The sequence below is a fragment of the Sphingobium agri genome (assembly GCF_023051225.1).
GTDB classification, from domain to species: Bacteria; Pseudomonadota; Alphaproteobacteria; order Sphingomonadales; family Sphingomonadaceae; genus Sphingobium; species Sphingobium agri.
Window position 1 is genome coordinate 198,772 of the sequence record NZ_JALKHS010000018.1, and the last position, 19,498, is coordinate 218,269.

A 19,498-nucleotide genomic window follows, 5' to 3' on the forward strand; every position below is an offset into this window, starting at 1 on the left:
CGCTCAAGCTTCCTACCCTCAGTCGGGACTGGTGACGGAGGCGGCCTGTTGACCTGCGCAGCGCATCGTCTCGGCATGAGGAGCGCCTCATGGCCAATGGCAGCAGATTACACCAAAGCGTAACGAAGCGGAACCAAAAAGCAGCTTCGTACCTTGGCCAGCCACAGTTCGCACTGCGGCACTGATCGCTTTTGTCGATCGCTCTGACCGATCTTAATCGCTTCCGTAACTATCGTGTCGAGCCTAGCCTACTCCCTGTATTCAAGAGGAGAGCCAATCATGGACGCAAAAACTGGTGGAAGCCCGCTGAGCTGCCCAATGAAGGAACCGGCCGCGCTCCGGTCATTGCTCGGACGCACCAACCGCGACTGGTGGCCGAACCAATTATCTCTCGAAATCCTTCATCAAAATGGCGCACACGCCAACCCGATGGGGGACTCTTTCGATTATGCGAAGGAGTTCGCCAGTCTTGATCTGGAAGCGGTCAAGAAGGACCTCCACGCGCTGATGACCGACAGCCAGCCATGGTGGCCGGCTGACTATGGGCATTATGGCCCCTTCTTCATCCGCATGGCGTGGCACAGTGCAGGCACTTATCGCACCGGTGACGGGCGCGGCGGCGCGTCTTCGGGCGGGCAGCGTTTCGCGCCGCTCAACAGTTGGCCTGACAACGCCAATCTGGACAAGGCGCGCCGCCTGCTCTGGCCCATCAAGCAGAAATATGGCCGCAAGCTGTCCTGGGCGGACCTGATGATCCTGACGGGCAATGTCGCGATTGAATCCATGGGCGGGCCCGTCTTCGGCTTCGGCGGCGGACGCGAAGATGTGTGGGAACCGGAAAAGGACATTTACTGGGGCACGGAAGAACAGTGGGTCGGGCATGCAGACAACCAGACCCGCATTCAGCCCGACAAGGAAATGGCGCTGGAAGAACCGCTCGCGGCGATCCAGATGGGCCTCATCTACGTCAACCCTGAAGGACCGGGCGGCAATCCCGACCCGCTCCAATCGGCTCGCGACATTCGCGAAACCTTCGCACGAATGGGCATGAATGACGAAGAGACACTGGCGCTGACCGCTGGCGGTCACACCTTCGGCAAGGCGCATGGCGCAGGCGATGCTGCGAAGATCGGGGCAGAACCGGAAGGCGCAGACATAGCGCAGCAGGGGCTCGGCTGGCAGAGTGGGCATGAAAGCGGCGTTGGCGATCACACGATCACCAGCGGGATCGAAGGCGCATGGACGCCGACGCCCATCCAGTGGGACATGAGCTTCTTTCACATGCTGCTAGACTATGACTATGAACTGGTGAAGAGCCCCGCGGGCGCGCATCAGTGGCAGCCCGTCAACCAGAAGCCCGAAGACATGGCGCCGGGCGCGCATAGCCCCGACAAGCGATTGCCGACGATGATGACCACCGCCGACATGGCGTTCAGGGAAGACCCGGAATATCGCAAGATCGCCGAACGCTTCCGCAATGATCCGGACGCATTCGCCGATGCCTTCGCGCGCGCTTGGTTCAAGCTGTGCCATCGCGACATGGGGCCCAAGAGCCGCTATCTTGGCCCAGACGTTCCGGCCGAGGACCTGATCTGGCAGGACCCGATCCCGGCAGCCGACTATGCGCAGATCGAGGAGGCCGATATCGCCGCGCTGAAGCAGGAGATCGCGTCTTCCGGACTGACTGTGTCCGAACTTGTGCAGACGGCGTGGGCGTCGGCATCCACTTTCCGCGGATCGGACAAGCGCGGCGGCGCCAATGGCGGCCGCATCCGCCTCGCGCCGCAAAAGGATTGGGAGGTGAACCAGCCCGATCAGCTGGCCCGCGTGCTTGGCGTGCTGGAAGGCATCAAGGCCGGGTTCGACGGCGCCGCATCCGGTGGCAAGAAAGTCAGCATCGCAGACCTCATCGTGCTGGGTGGAAGTGTCGGCATCGAACAGGCGGCGAAGGACGCAGGGCATGATGTGACCGTGCCGTTCACACCGGGCCGCACCGACGCGTCGCAGGAACAGACCGATGTCGATGGCTTCGCCGTACTCGAACCCAAAGTGGACGGCTTCCGCAACTATCTGCCGGTCAGCTATCGCGTACCGGTGGAAGAACTGCTGATCGATCGCGCGAACCTGCTGCGGCTGAGCGCGCCGCAGATGACGGTACTGGTCGGCGGGCTGCGCGTGCTTGGGGTCAGCCATGGCGGATCGAAGCATGGCGTGTTCACGGATCGGCAGGGGCAGCTTACCAACGACTTTTTCGTCAACCTGCTCGACATGGGCACGGCGTGGAAGGCGGAAAGCGAGAAGGGCGATGTGTTCATCGGCACCTGCCGCAATTCTGGCGAGCAGAAGTGGACGGGCACGCGCGTCGACCTGGTTTTCGGATCGAACTCGCAACTGCGCGCCTTGTCGGAAGCCTATGCTTGCGCCGATGCGGGCAGGAAGTTCGTCGATGACTTCGTCAACGCCTGGGTCAAGGTGATGGATGCCGATCGCTTCGACCTTCGCCGGTCGGGTCTGACAGCCACCGCCTGAGCATGAAGCCGCCGCAGTCTTCCCAGGAGGAGCTGCGGCGGCAACCTACCGTCAAGGATCAATGAAGATCGCGGCGGCCATAGTCGGGCTCGCCGAACCGGCTGGGCCGCGTCATGTGCGACATGCCGTTGGGCTCTCCAGGCTCGTGCACAAGCTCTTCAAACAGGGCGCGATAATGGATCATCCCCTGGCGCAGATCTTCGGTATCGGCCTCGCCACGCGCGTGACGGATCGCGATGTCGTGCGCTGAACGATAATTTTGCACCACTTCGGGATGATCGACCGACAGGTCGGCCGAGCGCCGGTCGAAGTCGGCAATTGGATAGCCGCGCGCTTCCATGACTTCCGTCAGCAGCACGTCGGCGCGCGAAACCGCGCCCTGCGGATCGTCGACGAACTGGTTCTGCACCTTCATCCAGCCATCGTTGAACATGTCGATCTGCTGCGGCGAAAGACGGCGCAACGAAAAGCTCGCAACGCGCTTTTCCCTCTCCTGCAATTCTGCTTCGGCTCTGCGTGAGCTTCCCGTCTCCTCGACGGTGCGCGCATATTCAGACCCGAACTTCGACCGCAGATTGGCGCGCTGCCTGTTGCGCATGATCAACACGGCTATTCCGGCCAGCAGGACAAGGACGACCAGTCCCAAGCCGATTTCCAGCGGAGTGAGCGTCACCATGACATCTCCTTGGCCTGTGTGTTAGGCCGATTATGGCGCCCGCCGCTCTATGCTGTTCAACCGGGATGGAGGGCCATGGTTCCCCAACGGCGCGCAGAGCGGGTCGATGGAGCGTACGGAACGATACGCGGCGCCACCGGTTGCGGTCACTTCCTAGTAGAAGGAGTGGCTCCATGCATATCGAAACCTCCGAAGGTCATGTCATCCATGTGAAGGACATGGGTTCGGGCCAGCCGGTGATCCTGATCCACGGCTGGCCGCTGACCGGCGACATGTGGGAATATCAGACGCTGGCGCTGCTCGAAGCGGGCTATCGGGTGATCACCTACGACCGTCGCGGTTTCGGGCAGTCGGGGCATCCTGCGGACGGCTATAATTATGATGTTTTCGCCGCCGACCTTGCGGCCGTCATCGACAAGGTGGGCGCACCCAAGGTGTCGCTCGTCGGCTTTTCCATGGGCGGTGGCGAAATCGCTCGCTATCTCTCGCGCTATGGATCGGCGAAGGTGGACAGGGCCGCGTTGGTCAGTTCGGTCGTTCCATACATGCTGAAGGATGACAGCAACCCCGACGGCGTCGATGATTCCGTGTTCGACCAATTGCAGGCACAGGTGCGGGAGGACCGTTTCGCTTTCCTGCAAAGTTTCGCCAAGACATTCTACGGCATCGGCCTGGTATCCAAGCCGGTCAGCAACGGGCTGCTCGACTGGACCTTTGCCCTCGCGATAATGGCGAGCCCCAAGGCGACGGTCGATTGCATCAACGCCTTCGGCCGCACCGACTTCCGGCCGGACCTTCCCGCGTTCGACATTCCGACGCTCATTATCCACGGAACCAGCGACAAAACGGTGCCGATCGATCCCACCGGACGAGCAGCGGCGGCTGCCATTCCGGGCGCGCAACTGATCGAATATGATGGCGAACCACATGGCCTGTTCGCGACCGCGCCGGACCGGCTGAACGCCGATCTGCTGGACTTCCTCGCCCGTTGAACAGCCTTGCCCCGGACGTGGAACTCACGGCCGGGGCACGACTTTACCCACTATGGTGAAGGCCAATCCATTCAGCCTCATGATCGACAGCTGGCAGCTGGGGGTAGAGGCATGGATGGTGATCGCCCTACGAATACCCAAGCTGCTAGCGGGCAATTCCGCTGCAGCGCGGGAGGCCCGTCTTATGGTTGCCGAGAAGATAGAAGCGGTCGGCGCGCTGCAGTGGAAAGCGCTCACCGGCACTCTTGGCACTGATCCTGACGCAGCCATGCGCAACTCCATCGCCCATTACCGCAAGGCGGTGGCCCGCAATCAACGGCGGCTTTCCCGGCGTAGAAAATGACGCAGACCAACCTGTTCGAAACGCCTCTCATTCCCGGGCTCGATTACCGGGACGACATGCTGGACCCTGACGAAGAGTCGATGCTCATCACAAAAATCGATGAGCTGCCTCTGACGCCCTTCCGCTTTCAGGGATGGACCGGCAAAAGGCTGACGCTGTCGCTTGGCTGGACCTATGACTTCGACAATGGCCGATTTGGCCCGAGCGAGCCGATCCCGCCCTGGCTCCGGCCGATCAAGGCGCGGGCAGCATCCTTCGCAGGGCTGGCGGATGCCGACCTCGTCCAGGCTTTGTTGATCCGCTACGATCCGGGCGCTGGTATAGGCTGGCACCGGGACCGTCCGGTCTTCGAACATGTTGTTGGCATTTCCTTGGGCAGAGCCACCACATTGCGCTTCCGCAGGCGGACGGCAAAAGGCTTCGATCGCATCTCGCTACCGGTGTCACGCAGATCCATATATCATCTCTCAGGCGAAGCACGGCATGCGTGGGAGCATAGCATCGCGGGCATGGACACGCGCCGCTGGTCGATCACCTTCCGGTCGCTCTCCCCGAAGGCCGCGGTAATGGCACGCAACTGACCCCTTGTTCTCGCCGTTCGGGCACCCATATCGCGGTCATCGTCAACAACGGAAAGGAGGTGGTCTGATGTCTCATTGTCTTATGCCGATCACGGCAGAAATGAAGAGCCTGACCTCCGCCGCGGGGGTCCGCCTCTTCTGAGCGCGTCCAATCGGCTGACAATGGAAAGGCCGTCCGGAACCAGCCGGGCGGCCTTTTGACTTGGGCGGCTATCAGAAGCCTTCCGTCCCCTTGTGGTCGCCAAATCCTGCCGAGCGCAGTTCTTCCTGATCCTTCTGCGCCTTCTCTTGAGCGTCGGCAATCTGCTTCCGCTCCTTCTCGGTTGGCGGCTGCGGCTTGGGCGATGCCTTCTTGACGATCTCGGTTTCGTTGGTCGGGCATTTGTTCTGGTCGTGGTCCACGTCATTCGCTCCTTGGATGCCTTGGCGAAAGAACGGGCTGGCGACGGCGTCGTTCCTGCCCTCGTCGAACCAATCGAGCCGCGGAGCGTCTTGCTGAAAAGACATGAAGATCGCGACTTACAATGTGAACGGCGTCAATGGACGTCTTCCCGTGCTGCTGCGATGGCTGGAGCAGGCCGAGCCAGACATTGTGTGCTTGCAGGAGCTGAAGGCTCCGCAGGAGAATTTTCCCGAGCGGGCGATCCGCGATGCGGGATATGATGCAATATGGCACGGGCAGAGCCGGTGGAACGGCGTCGCGATCCTTAGCCGTGTTGGCGCGATTCATGAAACGCGGCGCGGATTGCCGGGCGACCCGAATGATGTGCAGAGCCGCTACATCGAAGCAGCGGTGAATGGGGTCCTCATTGCCTGCCTCTACCTTCCGAACGGCAATCCTCGCCCTGGCCCCAAATTCGATTTCAAGCTGCGCTGGTTCGATCGGCTGCACAGCCATATGGCTTCGCTCGTTGATGTCGACGCGCCGGTGATCGTCGCTGGCGATTATAATGTGATGCCGACTGACCTTGACGTTTATGTTCCCGATCGGTGGCGCGACGATGCCCTGTTCGCCCCGGAGGTGCGCGCTGCCTACCGACGCCTCCTCGATCAGGGATGGAGCGATGCGATCCGGCAGTTGCATCCGGATGAGGTGATCTACAGTTTCTGGAAATATTGGCGTGGCTCCTTCGAGCGCAATGCTGGTCTGCGGATCGATCACGCGCTGCTGAACCCGGTGGCGTCAGCCAAGCTGGTGGCCGCCGAAGTGGACACCCGGCCTCGCGCTTGGGAAAAGACGAGCGACCATGCGCCCGTGGTCATCACGCTGGATATGAGCGGAGAGGAGCCATGACCGGAGCGGAAGACCCGATGGAGCTTGCCTTGCCGCTGCCGATGGAGGCGCGGCTCGTGTCCGAACTGCCGGCGTCTCCGGGATGGCAATATGAACCCAAATGGGACGGCTTCCGCGCTATCGTCGGCCGTGACGGCGAGCAAGCTGACATACGGTCTAAATCCGGCAAGTCGCTGGCACGCTTCTTTCCGGAGATCATGGATGCCCTGCTTGCAACGGCCGAGAGCCGCTATGTGCTGGACGGCGAGTTGATCCTGCCCGTGGAAGGCGTTCTTTCCTTCGATGCTTTGCAGCAAAGGCTGCACCCAGCGGAAAGCAGAATTATGCGCCTGTCCCGCGAAACTCCGGCGCAGCTGATGCTGTTCGATTGCCTGTCGCTGGGGCGGAGCGACCTGATGGACTCTCCCTTGCACGAACGCCGCGCGGCCTTGGAGCGCTTTCACGCAAAGAATGGGACAAAAACGCTGCTCCTGTCGCCCGCAAGTAAACGGATCGAGGATGCCGACCGCTGGCTGGAAGGAAGCGGCGGCGCGCTGGATGGCATTATCGCCAAGCCATTAGATGCGCCATATCGCTCCGGCGAACGCGCCATGATGAAGATGAAAAATTACCGCAGCGCCGATTGCGTGGTCGGCGGATTCCGCCGCACGGCTGATGGTGGCGGCGCTGCATCCCTGCTGCTGGGGCTCTATGATGAAGCAGGCAAACTCAACCATGTCGGCTTCACCTCCGCGTTCAAGGCTGATGAGCGCGCCCATCTGCTAAAACGCCTTGAGCCGCTAGCCGGTGGCTCCGGCTTCACCGGCAAGGCGCCGGGTGGCCCGAGCCGCTGGAACAAAGGCGAGGAGAGCGCCTGGGAGCCGCTGGGTCCCGAATTGGTGGTGGAGGTCATCTACGATCAGGTGACCGGCGGGCGCTTTCGCCACGGCACCCGCCTCCTGCGCTGGCGTCCCGACAAAGCGCCGCGCCAATGCACATGCGACCAGTTGCAAGCGGAACTGCGCCCGGCCGAGATCAATCAGCTGCTTAGGCTTGACTGACCCGCCGCTCAGCCCGGCTCGCAGCCCCGCCGTCCAGCGCCCAGCGCATAAGAAGCCCCATCCCCGCCAGCTGCGCCCGTGTCACATGGCGGCCAGGCCCCAGCTCAAAGCCATGCATGCGCGCTGCCCAGGGCGGCAGCAGATCGATCGCCGCGTCGATCGCAACCTTGCTGAAGGGCGCGTTGAGCAAGCCCGGCGTGGGTTCGGCCAGGAGGGACACAATCTCCCTCGTCCGCTCATCGCTGCGAAGCTGCGGCCGCATGGCGGATAGATATTCCCGCACTTGCGCACCGGTGCGAGGAACGGGCGCAGCACCCAGCCGTTCGGCAAGACCGGCCATTTCCCCATAATAGCGGTTCTGCTCCCGCAGGCTTACGATGGGGGATCGGTAGCGGCGATAGGCTGTCAGGAAGCAATAGACCTCTGCGACATGGACCCAGCGCAACAGCTGTGGATCGCTCGCGCGATAATGGGTTCCATCCGGCAGTTCTCCCTCCACCCGATCATGCACGACGCGGACATGCGCGATCAGGCGTTCGGCTTCGGCGGTCGCGCCATAGGTCGTGCCCGCGATGAACTGAGCCGTCCGCCGCAACCGCCCGCTACGATCCTCTCGAAAGCGGCTATGGTCCCATATTCCAGCAAGCGCAGCAGGATGAAGCATCTGAAGCAGGAGCGCGGCGATGCCGCCGGTCATCATGCTCGTGAAATCCTGATGCACGCGCCACGCCATGGATTGCTGCCCGAACAGCCCCTGGTCACCAAGGGGCGTGTCGAGGTTGATCCTTTCCCCGCCAGACCCAAAGACCTTGGCGACATTGTGCTGGACCATCTGCCGTAGCGCGTGATGAGGTAGCAGCAGCATGAAAATCCTCCTGCCGCGACAAACGCGCAAATCCGCGAGTCGATGCCAATTTGATTGGGCAAACGCCAGGATACTGATCCCGATTAGGCATTTTAAAGGGAACGCCACGCCCTCCCCTGAATTGAACAGGGGTACAATCAGGAGAGCATTTTCCGTGGCTACCCGTTTCATCGCACCCGAGTGCGAGTCGCAATTTCTTCAACAAAGTTTTCAGCAGCGCCTCAGCCATTGGAATCGGCAACGGCTCGCGCCGTCCTATCCGGAGGATTGGGAAAGCCGGTTCCGCCAGGACGAAGCCATGCTCCGCCTGGAACATGGATTCATGGAAGAGCTGCGCGCCATGGTCCGTGATCGTGCTGCACAAGCCCCGACTGATCCAGAAGGCTTCATCCAATGGTTCGAAGCGCTCGAACAAACCGGCCCCGGTCAGCATGATGCGCTGTTCCCATGGCTCGCCGACCACGCGTCCCGGGACGAAATCCGCTGGTTCCTGACGCAGGAGGCGGCAGGCGAGGCTGGCTTTGACGATCTCGTCGCATCGACGCAAGTCAAGCTGCCAGACTCCGCCAAGTTGGAACTCGCGCGCAATTATTGGGATGAAATGGGGCGCGGCCAGGAAAAGGGCATGCATGGCCCCATGCTCGCGCAGCTGGTCACGACACTCGAACTGACACCGACGATCGAGACCACGGTCTGGGAAAGCCTGGCGCTCGCCAACGCGATGACCGCGATGGCGACGCAGCGCTGCTACGCCTGGCACAGCGTCGGCGCGCTGGGCGCGATCGAACTAACCGCGCCCGGTCGATCGGCGCACACCGCTCGCGCACTGCGACGAATTGGGCTCAGCCAGTCCGAGCGACGATATTTCGATCTGCATGCGGTGCTGGACGTCAAGCATAGCCGGGACTGGAACGAACTGGCGATCAAGCCGCTGGTCGCGGAAGACCCCCGCCGCGCCACCGCCATAGCAGAGGGCGCGTTGATCCGCCTGAGCTGCGGCGAACGCTGCTTCAACCGTTACCGCAGCCATTTCGGCCTGGAGTAGGCAAAGATGGCGCAATCAAACGGCCGTATTCTGGTCGTCGAAGACGATCCTAAACTTGCCGGCATGATGGTCGATCTGCTGCTGGCGGAGGATTATGAGGTCGATGGGCCTTATACCAGCGTCAGCGATGGCATGGCTGCACTGGCCATGCATATTCCCGATGGCGCGGTGGTGGACCTGCATCGCCACAGCCGGAGCGAAAGTCTGTTGAAAGACGATCTGGAAGCCTATGCCATTCCCTTCCTGGAAGGCGAGGACAGCGGGGCGCAGGACCTTCAACAGCGATTGCTGCCCTGGCTGCGGCACATGCGTCATTGAGGCCGAACGCCGGAAGCGGCTCTTGCCGCCCGCCATATCAAGGCTATGACCCTGCATCGTGATCAGTGCAGGAGACGGCATGGGCCGCATCATCGGGAAAGTCTTTCGCGGAGCGGGCGTCGCGCTGCTGTTCCTCGTTATCGTGCTGTGTCTCGCGATCACGATCATCCCGCCCTTCCTCGACCGCATCTATTATGACGGGCCAGTCAGCCGTCATTATGATGGCGAGCATTTCTTCAATCCTGATGGCGAAATCCAATTTTCCAGTCCTCCGGGAAAGAACCGGCGCGGATTTCTTCTCCGCTGGCTGACGGGCCAGGATGAACGCCCCGAATGGCCCACGGCGGTCGCTGTAGAACCCACACGCCCCCCGGCATTCGCAGCGCCGCGCGGCATGCGGGCGACCTGGGTCGGCCACGCCACAGTGCTGGTGCAGGCGGCGGGCCTCAACATTCTTACCGACCCCATCTGGTCCGACTATGCGAGCCCTTTTCCGCCACTGGGCCCGAAGCGCGTGGCGCAGCCGGGCATCAGGTTCGATGATCTGCCGAAAATCGACCTCATCATCGTCAGCCATAATCATTACGACCATATGGATATCCCCACGCTCAGGAGATTATGGGAGCGTGACCGGCCCAAGATCATCGTCAGCTTGGGGAATGAGCGCATCCTTAAAGACAAGGGCATTCCCGCAATGGCGCTTGATTGGGGCCAGTCCGTGTCCGGCGCCGCCCTGAACAATCTGGGGACGCAAACAGTCATCCAGTGCGAAAATTACGAACATTGTCCCGACTATCGTGTCCATGTGCTGCGCAATCATCACTGGAGCAGCCGGTGGGGCACGGACAGAAACCGCGCTTTATGGTCCAGCTTCCTGATCGAAACCCGTGCGGGCAACATCTTCTTCGCGGGAGACACGGGCGCTGGCGACATGGCATGGCCGGTAGAAGCCGCGCGACTAGGCCCGATCCGCCTCGCGATGATCCCTATCGGCGCCTTTCGTTTCTGGCCGGGGCAGATGGAAGCGGACTCGCACATCGGGCCGCAGCGCGCGGTCGAGGTGTTCGAAAAGCTAAAGGCATCGACTGCCATCCCCATTCATTGGGGCACATTCCGGCTATCTTATGAAAAATGGGACACGCCGCCCCGCATGCTGGACCTGTTCCTCAAATGCGAAGGCATAGGGCGCCAACGCTTTGCGCCGCTGCGCATCGGCCAATCGATTCAGGTCCCCGCCTACACGGCCGCGCGCCAAGGGCCGAAAAAATGCGACCAGCGCGCCATCCGGGCGCTGCGATAGGTCAGGCGGGCTCGCCTGCTTTCAACATGGCGCGCCAATTGTCCGTCGTCATCGCGGCCAGATATTCGGACTGCATCTCGGCAGTCAGCATCTCCATCATCTGCCGCCCTTCGATCCACAGTTCGATCACACCGAAGGCGCCGCCGCGCTTGCGATATTTGGCGGGCCACCCTTCCCGCCGCGCGATCCCCATGATCTCTTCGCGGGATAGCGGGGTGGCCAACGCGGCATGGGTGGCGGTGTAGCGGCTTTCACCAGTCCGCTCTCCAAAACTATCGGCGTCGCCTTCTTCCTCCCGCAGGACCGTATCGATCGGATAAACCTCTATCGCGGTGCCCCGGTCGTCGCCCGCAAAGGCGATCCAGCTACCAGGCGTGACTGGCGGGAAGTAAAAGGCCTCGCCGCGCCACATTTCCGCGATGACTTCTGCAACATGCTTGGGATCATGCGCGGCGATCGAAAGATGAAAGAGCATGTCTTAACCCTCCGCCATTCCAATGAATGCCGGGGCGAACATGGCACAGAAGCCCGCTCTCGGCATTGGCGATTTCGGACAGGTGATCCTCCGCCGAGCGGCGGCGGAGGACCTTTCATCACGGCCGCTTCAGGCCTTGCTGCATTCGCCGGTACGTTTGCCGGTTACGTCATGGGTCGTGCGCAGGACCGGGCTGCCCCCGGCCGTCTTCGTCATGGTGCTGCCCAGCGTCAGAGTGTCGGCAGTGTAATTGCCCTCCAGCGCGATTTCCGAGGTGGCCGCGCCGGACTTGCAGGACAGGGTAGCGATCAACCTTCCCTTGCGCAGCAGCTTGTCCTTGTAGGTGCAATCCTGGCCCTCATCCCCAGCCAGGGCATTCGCATCGGGCGTTCCCTTTGCATCGACGGCGATACACAGCTTTTCCTCATCAACCTGTTTGAGCGCCGCCTGATATTGGGCGGGCGTCACGGTTGGAGTGTTGTAGCCTGTCGTTTTGCGGGTGATCGTCCATTCACCCGACTTCATGAAGATCGGCGCCTCGACCGCTTCCGTTTTGGGTGCCTCATTGCCGCATCCGGCCAAGCTAAGCGTCATCGCGAGCGGCAGCGCCGCCATCATAGTCTTTCGCATATCCTCTTCCCCTGTTCTCTTGCGGAACAGTCAGAGGCTCGCTCGGCGCGCGTCGAAGCGCAAGGGAAAAAGCGGCGCTAGCGCTTCCTGTAGGTGGGCGCGTGAAAGTCCGGCGGTTTGTTCGCGACCCAGCCAAGGAAGCGGGCGATCCCAGGATGCGCGCGCAGAACGGCGCCGTCACCTTGCGTGCGGGCCAGCTCGACATTGCTCAATTGCGCATGGATTGCGCGATGACAAATCGGGTGCACGGGCACCGTCTCGCGCCCGCCCCGGCTCTTCGGCACCGGATGATGCCATTCCACACGCTTTCCGAGCGGGCGCGCGCAAAGCCAGCAACTGCCCTCCGCGCCTTCCATTAGATCAGGATGCGACGCAGTCCGCGCCGACCCACTTGCCCGTCGTCTTCGCCTTCATGCTCATGTTCATGCCGCCGGGAGCACCGCTCATCTTCATGTCCATGTGCATTTCATAGCTTTCGGGCGCGTAGCTGCCGGACATGACGGCATTCATGGTGCCATGTTCCGACTTGCAGGCGATCTCGCCTTTCACCGACCCGCCGCTGACGTCAAAGCCCTTGTAGGTGCAATCCTTGCTTTCCTGGCCAGAGAACATCTTGCCGCTCGGGTTCGCTGCTTCTTCAGGCGAGACGCAATATTTGATCGAGCTGCGGCTCATCATCTTCTTCATCTGCTCTTTCATCTGATCGCCGCCGCCCTGCACGTTCGGCATCTCGATATCCTCGAGCGTATAGGCTCCTTCCCACTGGCCGGGCTTCAACTGCACCTTCTGCACCTCTGCCCTCACTTCCTCGCGGCTCTGCGGTTCGCCCGAAGGCTTGTCCCCGCAGCCGCCAAGCAACAGCGCCGCAGGAACAATGACTGCCAAGGCTTTCAACATGATTTTCCCCCGTTGATGCCGGAATGGCCCGGCCTCTCTGATCGGCAGCATATCAGGACAGACGAGGGATGGAAAATGATCCTGCGGCTATTGACCCAGCGCCGCCGCCTCCTGCGCGCAATCGGGCGCGGCCTCGGCGGATTTGCTCTGCTGCGCCGCGACCTCCTTGCGGGCGGCGGCGAGATCGGCGGCGAAGGCGGGATCGGCATTGAGGCGCATCACCGTGGCCGAGGCGATGACGCGTCCCTCCTCGATATCGCTCAACCAGTGCACATTGCAGATGCGGCGGCTGTCCCCCATCGCGCGGCCACGCGCGACCAGCTTTGCCGCCCTCTCCGGCATGACTTCGGCCAGGATAAGGCCAAAGCCATAGCCGATCGCGCTGTGGCCGGAAGGATAGGAGCCGTCACGGCGCAGAACCTTGTCCCAGTCCGGGGTGCACATCGGCTGCCCATTCACCATGAAGGGACGCTGCCGCATGTACCGCTTCTTCACCTCGCCGGTAGAGCCGCCGAGATCGCCCATGGCCCGTGACAGAAGGCGGACAAGCGCAGGAGTATGCGCCTGATCGATGAGAATGCCGGCGGAGCAGGAAAATGCGGCAGCGGCGTGGGCTGGGCGCAGATCCGCATCCGCCTTGGCGAGATCCCACCGCGCGCTGCCGCGCATGGCAAGAGCGGCGGCTGCCCCTTCCTTATCGCGCGCTTCGGCCGCTGATCCAGCCGCTGGAGGCGGCGGAGACAGCATAAGGCCGTCGGGCAGCGCGCCGCCGCCCAGATAGCTGGCGGTGCGCGCCTTTGTCCCTTGCATCACCGATGGCGGCGTCTGCGCCGATCCCGTCCCGGCCGTGGTCGTCGCGCATGCCTGCAACATGGCCATCGAAGTGAACAGAAAAATGGCCTTGCGCATCGAGTCCTCCGCTATCGTTACATGGGATGCCTGCCCCACATTGCTGTGGTGCGGGACCATGCCCATATTGGCCCGCATGTCCATTCAGATTCGCACAACGCTGGACGAGCCCCAGACCGGCGAAGGCTTCGTCCCCCACCGTCCCGCGCGCCCGGAAAAGAGCGAGGGCGGGCGTCCGTTCAAGCTGGTTTCGGACTATGAGCCCTCGGGTGACCAGCCCACCGCGATCGCCGAACTGGTGGAACAGGCGCGGGCGGGGGAAAAGGACCAGGTGCTGTTGGGCGTCACTGGTTCGGGCAAGACGTTCACCATGGCGAAGGTGATCGAGGCGATGCAACGCCCCGCTCTGATCCTCGCGCCCAACAAGATTCTCGCCGCGCAACTCTATGGCGAGTTCAAGAGCTTCTTCCCGGAAAATGCTGTCGAATATTTCGTCAGCTATTACGACTATTACCAGCCCGAAGCCTATGTGCCGCGCTCCGATACCTATATCGAAAAGGAGTCGAGCGTGAACGAGGCGATCGACCGAATGCGCCACTCCGCCACCCGCGCTCTGCTCGAGCGGGACGATGTGCTGATCGTCGCGTCTGTCTCCTGCCTTTACGGCATCGGGTCGGTCGAAACCTATTCGGCGATGACCTTCCCGATGAAGAAGGGCGCAGTGGAGGATCAGCGGGAGATCATCCGCAAGCTGGTGGCGCTGCAATATAAGCGCAACGACGCCGCCTTTGCCCGCGGCAACTTCCGGGTGAAGGGCGACAATCTGGAAGTTTTCCCATCCCACTATGAGGACACGGCCTGGCGCATCAGCTTCTTCGGCAATGAGATCGAAGAGATCGTCGAGTTCGATCCGCTCACGGGCAAGAAGATCGCCAGCCTCGACTATGTGAAGGTCTTCCCCAATTCGCACCATGTGACGCCCGGTCCGACGCTGAAGCAGGCGATGGAGGCGATCCGCTTCGAACTCGCCGAGCGGCTGAAGGAACTCGTCGCAGAGGGCAAGCTGCTGGAGGCGCAGCGACTGGAGCAGCGGACGAATTTCGACCTCGAAATGATCGCCGCAACAGGCTCCTGCGCCGGGATCGAGAATTATTCCCGCTTTCTGACCGGCCGCCTGCCCGGTGAACCGCCGCCGACTCTCTTCGAATATCTGCCCGAAAACGCGCTGCTGTTCGTGGACGAAAGCCACCAGACCATCCCCCAGATCGGGGCGATGGCGCGCGGCGACCATCGGCGCAAGATCACGCTCGCCGAATATGGTTTCCGTCTTCCAAGCTGCATCGACAATCGCCCGCTGCGCTTCAACGAATGGGATGCGATGCGGCCGCAGACGGTCAGCGTTTCGGCAACCCCCGGCTCATGGGAAATGGAGCAGACCGGCGGCGTCTTTTCCGAACAGGTCATCCGCCCCACTGGCCTCATCGACCCGCCAGTGGAGATCAAGCCGGTCGAGGATCAGGTGGACGACCTGATCCATGAAGCCAGGGAGACGGCGAAGAAGGGTTATCGCACGCTCGTTACCACGCTCACCAAGCGCATGGCCGAGGACCTGACCGAGTTCATGCATGAGGCGGGCTTGAAGGTCCGATACATGCACAGCGACGTCGAGACGCTGGAGCGTATCGAACTGATCCGCGACTTGCGCCTGGGCGTTTATGACGTGCTGGTCGGCATCAACCTGCTGCGCGAAGGGCTCGACATTCCCGAATGCGGGCTCGTCGCGATCCTTGACGCGGACAAGGAAGGCTTTCTGCGCTCCGAAACCTCGCTCATCCAGACCATCGGCCGCGCCGCGCGCAATGTCGAGGGGCGGGTCATCCTCTATGCCGATCGCATCACCGGCAGCATGGAGCGCGCCCTCAACGAAACCAGCCGCCGCCGCGAGAAGCAGGAGGCCTATAATCTCGAACACGGGATCACGCCGACAACGATCAAGCGCAACATCGGCGACATCATCGCCCATGTGGCGAGCAAGGATCAGGTCACGGTCGACACGGGTCTGGAGGACCGCCCGCACCTCGTCGGCCATAACCTGCGCGCCTATATCGAGGATCTGGAAAAGAAGATGCGTGCCGCCGCCGCCGACCTGGAATTCGAGGAAGCAGGCCGCATCCGCGACGAAATCCGCAAGCTGGAGGCCGACGAGCTTGGCCTGCCCATGGACGAGCAGGTGGCATCGCCGCGCGGCCGCGCCACCGAAGGCAAGCCCGGCACGCGCAAGCTGCGCTACGGCAAGACCCAGCGGAAGTTCGGGCGCTGACGCAAGTTCAGCATGACGAAAGGTTCAAGGCCGTTTAAGCGGGCACAATGAAAAGCTTGCCCCTCGCCCGCTTCCTTGCCCTTGTTGTGCCGCTGTTGCTGCTGGGTGGCGCTTACGCCTCGCAATATGTGGGCGGCTTGCACCCATGCGAAATGTGCTGGTGGCAACGCTACCCGCATATGGCGGCGGTCCCGTTGGCCTTGATCGCTTATGGCACGAAAAGGCGCCCCTGCGTCAGCGCGTTGTTCGCAGGGCTGGCGGGGCTGGCAATCGGGATCAGTGGCGCAATCGGCCTTTTCCATGCGGGTGTCGAATATGGCTGGTGGCAGGGGCTGACGGCCTGCTCCACCTCTCCAACGGCGGGAAATCCAGCCGACATATTGAACCAGATCATGGCAACCCCGATCACGCGCTGCGACGTCGCGCCTTGGACTTTGCTGGGCATTTCGCTGGCGGGCTTCAATGGCATCTTGTCGGGAGCGAGCGCCCTCGCCATCTTGGCCCTGCTGATCAAGTCGAGGAAAGAGGCATGAGCGCGCCCAGGGATTTCCCCCGCCCCGGCAGGCGGGTGACGGCAGATGATCGCGCGCAGATGTTGCGCGTGGATCAGGCTGGCGAGTTCGGCGCGACGCGCATCTATGCCGGGCAGCTTGCGGTCCTTGGCGATCGCCACCCCGACGCCCGCGTCATTGCGGGCATGGCGGCGCAGGAGGAGCGGCACCGCAAGATATTTGACGCGATGATCGCGCGGCGCGGCGTGCGTCCGACCGCCTTGCAGCCGATCTGGAACGTCGCGGGTTTCGCGCTGGGCGCAGTCACTGCCGCGATCGGCCCGCGCGCCGCCATGGCCTGCACCGCCGCGGTCGAAACTGAGATCGATCGCCATTATGCAGAGCAATTGGCGGAGCTGGCGAATGATGATGCGGAACTTGCCGCCACCATCACGGATTTTCAGGCGGAAGAGGTCGAGCATCGCGAAACCGCGATCGCCCGTGGAGCGGAACAGGCGCCCGCCTATCCGCTGCTTTCGGGTGTCATTCGCCTGGGGTGCCGGGCTGCAATCGCGCTGTCGAAGCGGATCTGAGGAGATAAGGACGATGATGAAGACCGCGACAGCCGCCATGCTGCTGATGGCTGCGAGCGTTTTGCCCGCCATGGCGCAGCAGCAGACCGGACCCGTGCAGGAACAGGCGCCCACCGCCGCTGCCGGAACGACGGGATCAGAGCGAGTGAACTTAGTCATCGTCTATGGCGAGGACCCCTGCCCGCAAAGCGCTGGCAGCGACATCGTCGTATGCGCGCGCAAGGGCGAGGAAGAACGCTATCGCATCCCCGAACCCCTGCGCGGCGATCCGAACAAGCCGAGCAATCAGGCATGGGGTGAGCGCGTGCGATCCATGGAATATGTCGGCCGCACCGGCACGGAAAGCTGCTCGGCCACCGGCCCCGGCGGGTTCACCGGCTGCTTCAACCAGTTGGCCCGGCTTGCCAAGGCAGAGCGGCAGGCGGCGGACAATGCCAGCTGGAAGGACCTGGTCGAAGCCGAACGGGCACGGCGGCTTTCCACCATCGATGAGGATAGCAAGGCGATCGAAGCGCGAGCCGTGGCGGAGGAAAAGGCGCAAGCCGCACAACCGCAGCAGACTGCTCCCCAGCCGGGCACGCCCCCGCAACCCTGACGGTCGTGCGCGACGCTCGGCGTCTGAATAAACGGGCGGATTTGGGCAGTCCGCCGGTGGACAGGGGCGAATGGAGGATATTCACCGATGCGCTTTCCTGTACATGCCTTGCTTGGCTTAGCGGCGCTGGCGCCCTTCCTGTCGCTCACGCCAGCCAGTGCCGAGCCCCCTCAGCGCGTGTTCAACCTCATCGTTTATGGGGACGACCCCTGCCCCAAGGGGGAAGGCGAAGAGATCATCGTCTGCGCGCGCAAACCCGAGTCCGAACGCTACCGCATCCCCAAGAAGTTGCGCGAAAAGCCAGCGCCGTCGGGTGGGCCGGGCTGGGGCAGTCAGGTGGCGACGATGGAGCAGGTTCAGCGGCAGAATCTGCCCGGCAGCTGCTCGGCCATCGGCAGCAACGGCTTCACCGGCTGCACCGCCAAGATGCTGGAGCAATGGTTTGCGGAACGGCGGATGCAGGAGTCCAAGGGCGAACCTTGAGGCTCTTGTACTCGGCCGCGCCACGGCTGCTCTCCCTGCGCACTGGAAGAGCCTCAAGCGGCAAAACCATCCGTGGCGCGGACAAGGGCGTCGAGAATGCCGGGCTCGTTATAGGCGTGCCCCGCGCCCTCGATCATCTCGAACCGCGCTTCAGGCCAAGCTTTGTGCAGTGCCCAGGCTGTTTCCGCAGGGCAGGCCATGTCATACCGACCCTGAACGATGACGCCGGGAATGCCGCTTAGCTTACCCGCATCGCGAATGAGCTGCCCCTCTTCCAGCCAACCGCGATGAACGAAATAATGATTCTCGATCCGCGCAAAGGCCAGAGCGAAGGCGTCGTCATCATGCGTGGCTGACAAGGCAGCATCGGGCAGCAGACGGATGGTTTCGCCTTCCCAGACACTCCAGGCCTTGGCTGCAGCGATCTGTGCCGCACGATCGTCGCCCGTCAGCAAGCGGTGATAGGCATGAAGCAGGTCGCCGCGATTCTCCTCCGCTATGGGAGCCAGGAAACGTTCCCATTTGTCGGGGTAGATGCGGCTCGCACCCTCCTGATAATACCAGTCGATCTCCTGTTGGCGGAGCGTAAAAATCCCGCGCAGGATCAATTCACTGACGCGGGAGGGATGACTCTGCGCATAGGCCAGGGCGAGCGCCGATCCCCAGCTTCCGCCGAACACCAGCCATTGATCCACGCCCACCCATTCCCGCAGCCGCTCGATATCTGCGACAAGGTGCCATGTGCTGTTCGCCTCCAGCGACGCGTGCGGCGTCGAACGGCCACAACCGCGCTGGTCGAATAGCAGGACATCATAGCGCTCCGGATCGAACAGACGGCGATGATCGGGCGAGATGCCGCCGCCCGGCCCGCCATGGAGAAAGACCGCAGGCTTCGCGCCCGGCGTGCCCGCACGCTCCCAATAGATAAAATGGCCATCGCCAACGTCGAGATGGCCGGAAGCATGGGGGTCGATTGCCGGGTATAAGGTGCGCATCAGCAAAGCCTAGGCGAGCTGATGAGCGAAGGGAACAGGCGGCAGGATAAGCCTGTCCACACAGATGATCCGCAGCGCACGACTGCAACTGCTACAATTTGCGACAAATTAGCCTTGGCCTTGCCAAGATTTTGAGACAGTTCGCCCCTAGTGACGGACCATCAAGGGTTCGCTTTTTCCAAAAGGG

Annotated in this window: 23 protein-coding genes; 14 read left to right on the forward strand and 9 right to left on the reverse strand. The window is 62.4% G+C overall.

The window, feature by feature from the left end; all coding sequences use genetic code 11:
• Positions 1-279 precede the first annotated feature (279 nt).
• Positions 280-2,529: a catalase/peroxidase HPI gene (katG, locus tag MU848_RS16540; RefSeq protein ID WP_247234276.1), complete on the forward strand. Its 2,250-nt coding sequence runs from the start codon at positions 280-282 to the stop codon at positions 2,527-2,529.
• A 58-nt stretch (positions 2,530-2,587) separates the two neighbouring features.
• On the opposite strand, the gene MU848_RS16545 is transcribed toward katG, so the two are convergent.
• Positions 2,588-3,205: a hypothetical protein gene (locus MU848_RS16545; RefSeq protein ID WP_247234278.1), complete on the reverse strand. Its 618-nt coding sequence runs from the start codon at positions 3,203-3,205 to the stop codon at positions 2,588-2,590.
• 173 nt (positions 3,206-3,378) lie between these two features.
• Between MU848_RS16545 and MU848_RS16550 the strand changes: the two genes are divergently transcribed.
• The 3 genes from MU848_RS16550 to MU848_RS16560 all read left to right on the forward strand — a co-directional run bounded on the left by MU848_RS16550 (position 3,379) and on the right by MU848_RS16560 (position 5,121).
• The gene (locus MU848_RS16550) at positions 3,379-4,197 is read left to right on the forward strand and encodes an alpha/beta fold hydrolase (RefSeq protein ID WP_247234280.1); all 819 of its coding nucleotides are present in this window, start codon (positions 3,379-3,381) and stop codon (positions 4,195-4,197) included.
• Positions 4,198-4,276: 79 nt separating this feature from the next.
• Positions 4,277-4,540, forward strand: a complete 264-nt coding sequence (locus MU848_RS16555; protein WP_247234282.1) for a hypothetical protein — start codon at positions 4,277-4,279, stop codon at positions 4,538-4,540.
• A complete protein-coding gene (locus tag MU848_RS16560) occupies positions 4,537-5,121 on the forward strand; it encodes an alpha-ketoglutarate-dependent dioxygenase AlkB (protein WP_097090756.1) in 585 nt (194 codons plus the stop codon). The genes MU848_RS16555 and MU848_RS16560 overlap by 4 nt, the downstream gene beginning before the upstream one ends.
• A 213-nt stretch (positions 5,122-5,334) precedes the next feature.
• On the opposite strand, the gene MU848_RS16565 is transcribed toward MU848_RS16560, so the two are convergent.
• Entirely contained in the window at positions 5,335-5,523 is a 189-nt protein-coding gene (locus MU848_RS16565; RefSeq protein ID WP_247234284.1) for a hypothetical protein, read from the reverse strand.
• 103 nt (positions 5,524-5,626) lie between these two features.
• Between MU848_RS16565 and xth the strand changes: the two genes are divergently transcribed.
• Complete coding sequence (gene xth / locus MU848_RS16570; RefSeq protein WP_247234286.1) at positions 5,627-6,415, forward strand: exodeoxyribonuclease III; 789 nt, start codon at positions 5,627-5,629, stop codon at positions 6,413-6,415.
• Entirely contained in the window at positions 6,412-7,455 is a 1,044-nt protein-coding gene (locus MU848_RS16575; protein ID WP_247234288.1) for an ATP-dependent DNA ligase, read from the forward strand. Before xth ends, MU848_RS16575 begins: the two co-directional genes overlap by 4 nt.
• On the opposite strand, the gene MU848_RS16580 is transcribed toward MU848_RS16575, so the two are convergent.
• Complete coding sequence (locus tag MU848_RS16580) at positions 7,442-8,320, reverse strand: oxygenase MpaB family protein (protein WP_247234290.1); 879 nt, start codon at positions 8,318-8,320, stop codon at positions 7,442-7,444. The genes MU848_RS16575 and MU848_RS16580 overlap by 14 nt on opposite strands.
• A 154-nt stretch (positions 8,321-8,474) precedes the next feature.
• On the opposite strand from MU848_RS16580, the gene MU848_RS16585 reads away from it, so the two are divergent.
• From MU848_RS16585 to MU848_RS16595, 3 genes are all read left to right on the forward strand, one after another.
• The gene (locus tag MU848_RS16585) at positions 8,475-9,365 is read left to right on the forward strand and encodes an iron-containing redox enzyme family protein (RefSeq protein WP_247234292.1); all 891 of its coding nucleotides are present in this window, start codon (positions 8,475-8,477) and stop codon (positions 9,363-9,365) included.
• A 6-nt stretch (positions 9,366-9,371) separates the two neighbouring features.
• Complete coding sequence (locus tag MU848_RS16590; protein WP_247234294.1) at positions 9,372-9,683, forward strand: response regulator; 312 nt, start codon at positions 9,372-9,374, stop codon at positions 9,681-9,683.
• 79 nt (positions 9,684-9,762) lie between these two features.
• Positions 9,763-10,983 carry an MBL fold metallo-hydrolase gene (locus tag MU848_RS16595; RefSeq protein ID WP_247234296.1) on the forward strand — a complete coding sequence of 407 codons (1,221 nt, stop codon included), beginning with the start codon at positions 9,763-9,765 and terminating at the stop codon, positions 10,981-10,983.
• Position 10,984: 1 nt separating this feature from the next.
• Here the strand turns inward: MU848_RS16595 and MU848_RS16600 are convergent, their stop codons facing one another.
• The 5 genes from MU848_RS16600 to MU848_RS16620 all read right to left on the reverse strand — a co-directional run bounded on the left by MU848_RS16600 (position 10,985) and on the right by MU848_RS16620 (position 13,894).
• Complete coding sequence (locus MU848_RS16600; protein WP_247234298.1) at positions 10,985-11,458, reverse strand: hypothetical protein; 474 nt, start codon at positions 11,456-11,458, stop codon at positions 10,985-10,987.
• Positions 11,459-11,587: 129 nt separating this feature from the next.
• Positions 11,588-12,088 (reverse strand): DUF3617 domain-containing protein, encoded by a 501-nt coding sequence (locus MU848_RS16605; RefSeq protein ID WP_247234300.1) that lies wholly within the window; start codon positions 12,086-12,088, stop codon positions 11,588-11,590.
• Positions 12,089-12,165: 77 nt separating this feature from the next.
• Complete coding sequence (locus MU848_RS16610; RefSeq protein WP_201531041.1) at positions 12,166-12,444, reverse strand: HNH endonuclease; 279 nt, start codon at positions 12,442-12,444, stop codon at positions 12,166-12,168.
• 4 nt (positions 12,445-12,448) lie between these two features.
• A complete protein-coding gene (locus MU848_RS16615; protein ID WP_097092656.1) occupies positions 12,449-12,985 on the reverse strand; it encodes a DUF3617 domain-containing protein in 537 nt (178 codons plus the stop codon).
• Positions 12,986-13,072: 87 nt separating this feature from the next.
• Complete coding sequence (locus MU848_RS16620; protein WP_236575050.1) at positions 13,073-13,894, reverse strand: acid phosphatase; 822 nt, start codon at positions 13,892-13,894, stop codon at positions 13,073-13,075.
• A gap of 76 nt (positions 13,895-13,970) precedes the next feature.
• Between MU848_RS16620 and uvrB the strand changes: the two genes are divergently transcribed.
• The 5 genes from uvrB to MU848_RS16645 all read left to right on the forward strand — a co-directional run bounded on the left by uvrB (position 13,971) and on the right by MU848_RS16645 (position 18,316).
• Entirely contained in the window at positions 13,971-16,154 is a 2,184-nt protein-coding gene (gene uvrB, locus MU848_RS16625) for an excinuclease ABC subunit UvrB (RefSeq protein WP_201515489.1), read from the forward strand.
• A gap of 47 nt (positions 16,155-16,201) precedes the next feature.
• Complete coding sequence (locus MU848_RS16630; protein WP_247234302.1) at positions 16,202-16,687, forward strand: disulfide bond formation protein B; 486 nt, start codon at positions 16,202-16,204, stop codon at positions 16,685-16,687.
• The gene (locus MU848_RS16635; RefSeq protein ID WP_247234304.1) at positions 16,684-17,238 is read left to right on the forward strand and encodes a demethoxyubiquinone hydroxylase family protein; all 555 of its coding nucleotides are present in this window, start codon (positions 16,684-16,686) and stop codon (positions 17,236-17,238) included. The genes MU848_RS16630 and MU848_RS16635 overlap by 4 nt, the downstream gene beginning before the upstream one ends.
• Positions 17,239-17,251: 13 nt before the next feature.
• Positions 17,252-17,833 (forward strand): hypothetical protein, encoded by a 582-nt coding sequence (locus MU848_RS16640; protein ID WP_247234306.1) that lies wholly within the window; start codon positions 17,252-17,254, stop codon positions 17,831-17,833.
• 87 nt (positions 17,834-17,920) lie between these two features.
• The gene (locus tag MU848_RS16645) at positions 17,921-18,316 is read left to right on the forward strand and encodes a hypothetical protein (protein WP_247234308.1); all 396 of its coding nucleotides are present in this window, start codon (positions 17,921-17,923) and stop codon (positions 18,314-18,316) included.
• A 53-nt stretch (positions 18,317-18,369) separates the two neighbouring features.
• Here the strand turns inward: MU848_RS16645 and pip are convergent, their stop codons facing one another.
• Positions 18,370-19,311, reverse strand: coding sequence for a prolyl aminopeptidase (gene pip / locus MU848_RS16650; protein WP_247234310.1), 942 nt, complete (start codon positions 19,309-19,311; stop codon positions 18,370-18,372).
• Positions 19,312-19,498 lie beyond the last annotated feature (187 nt).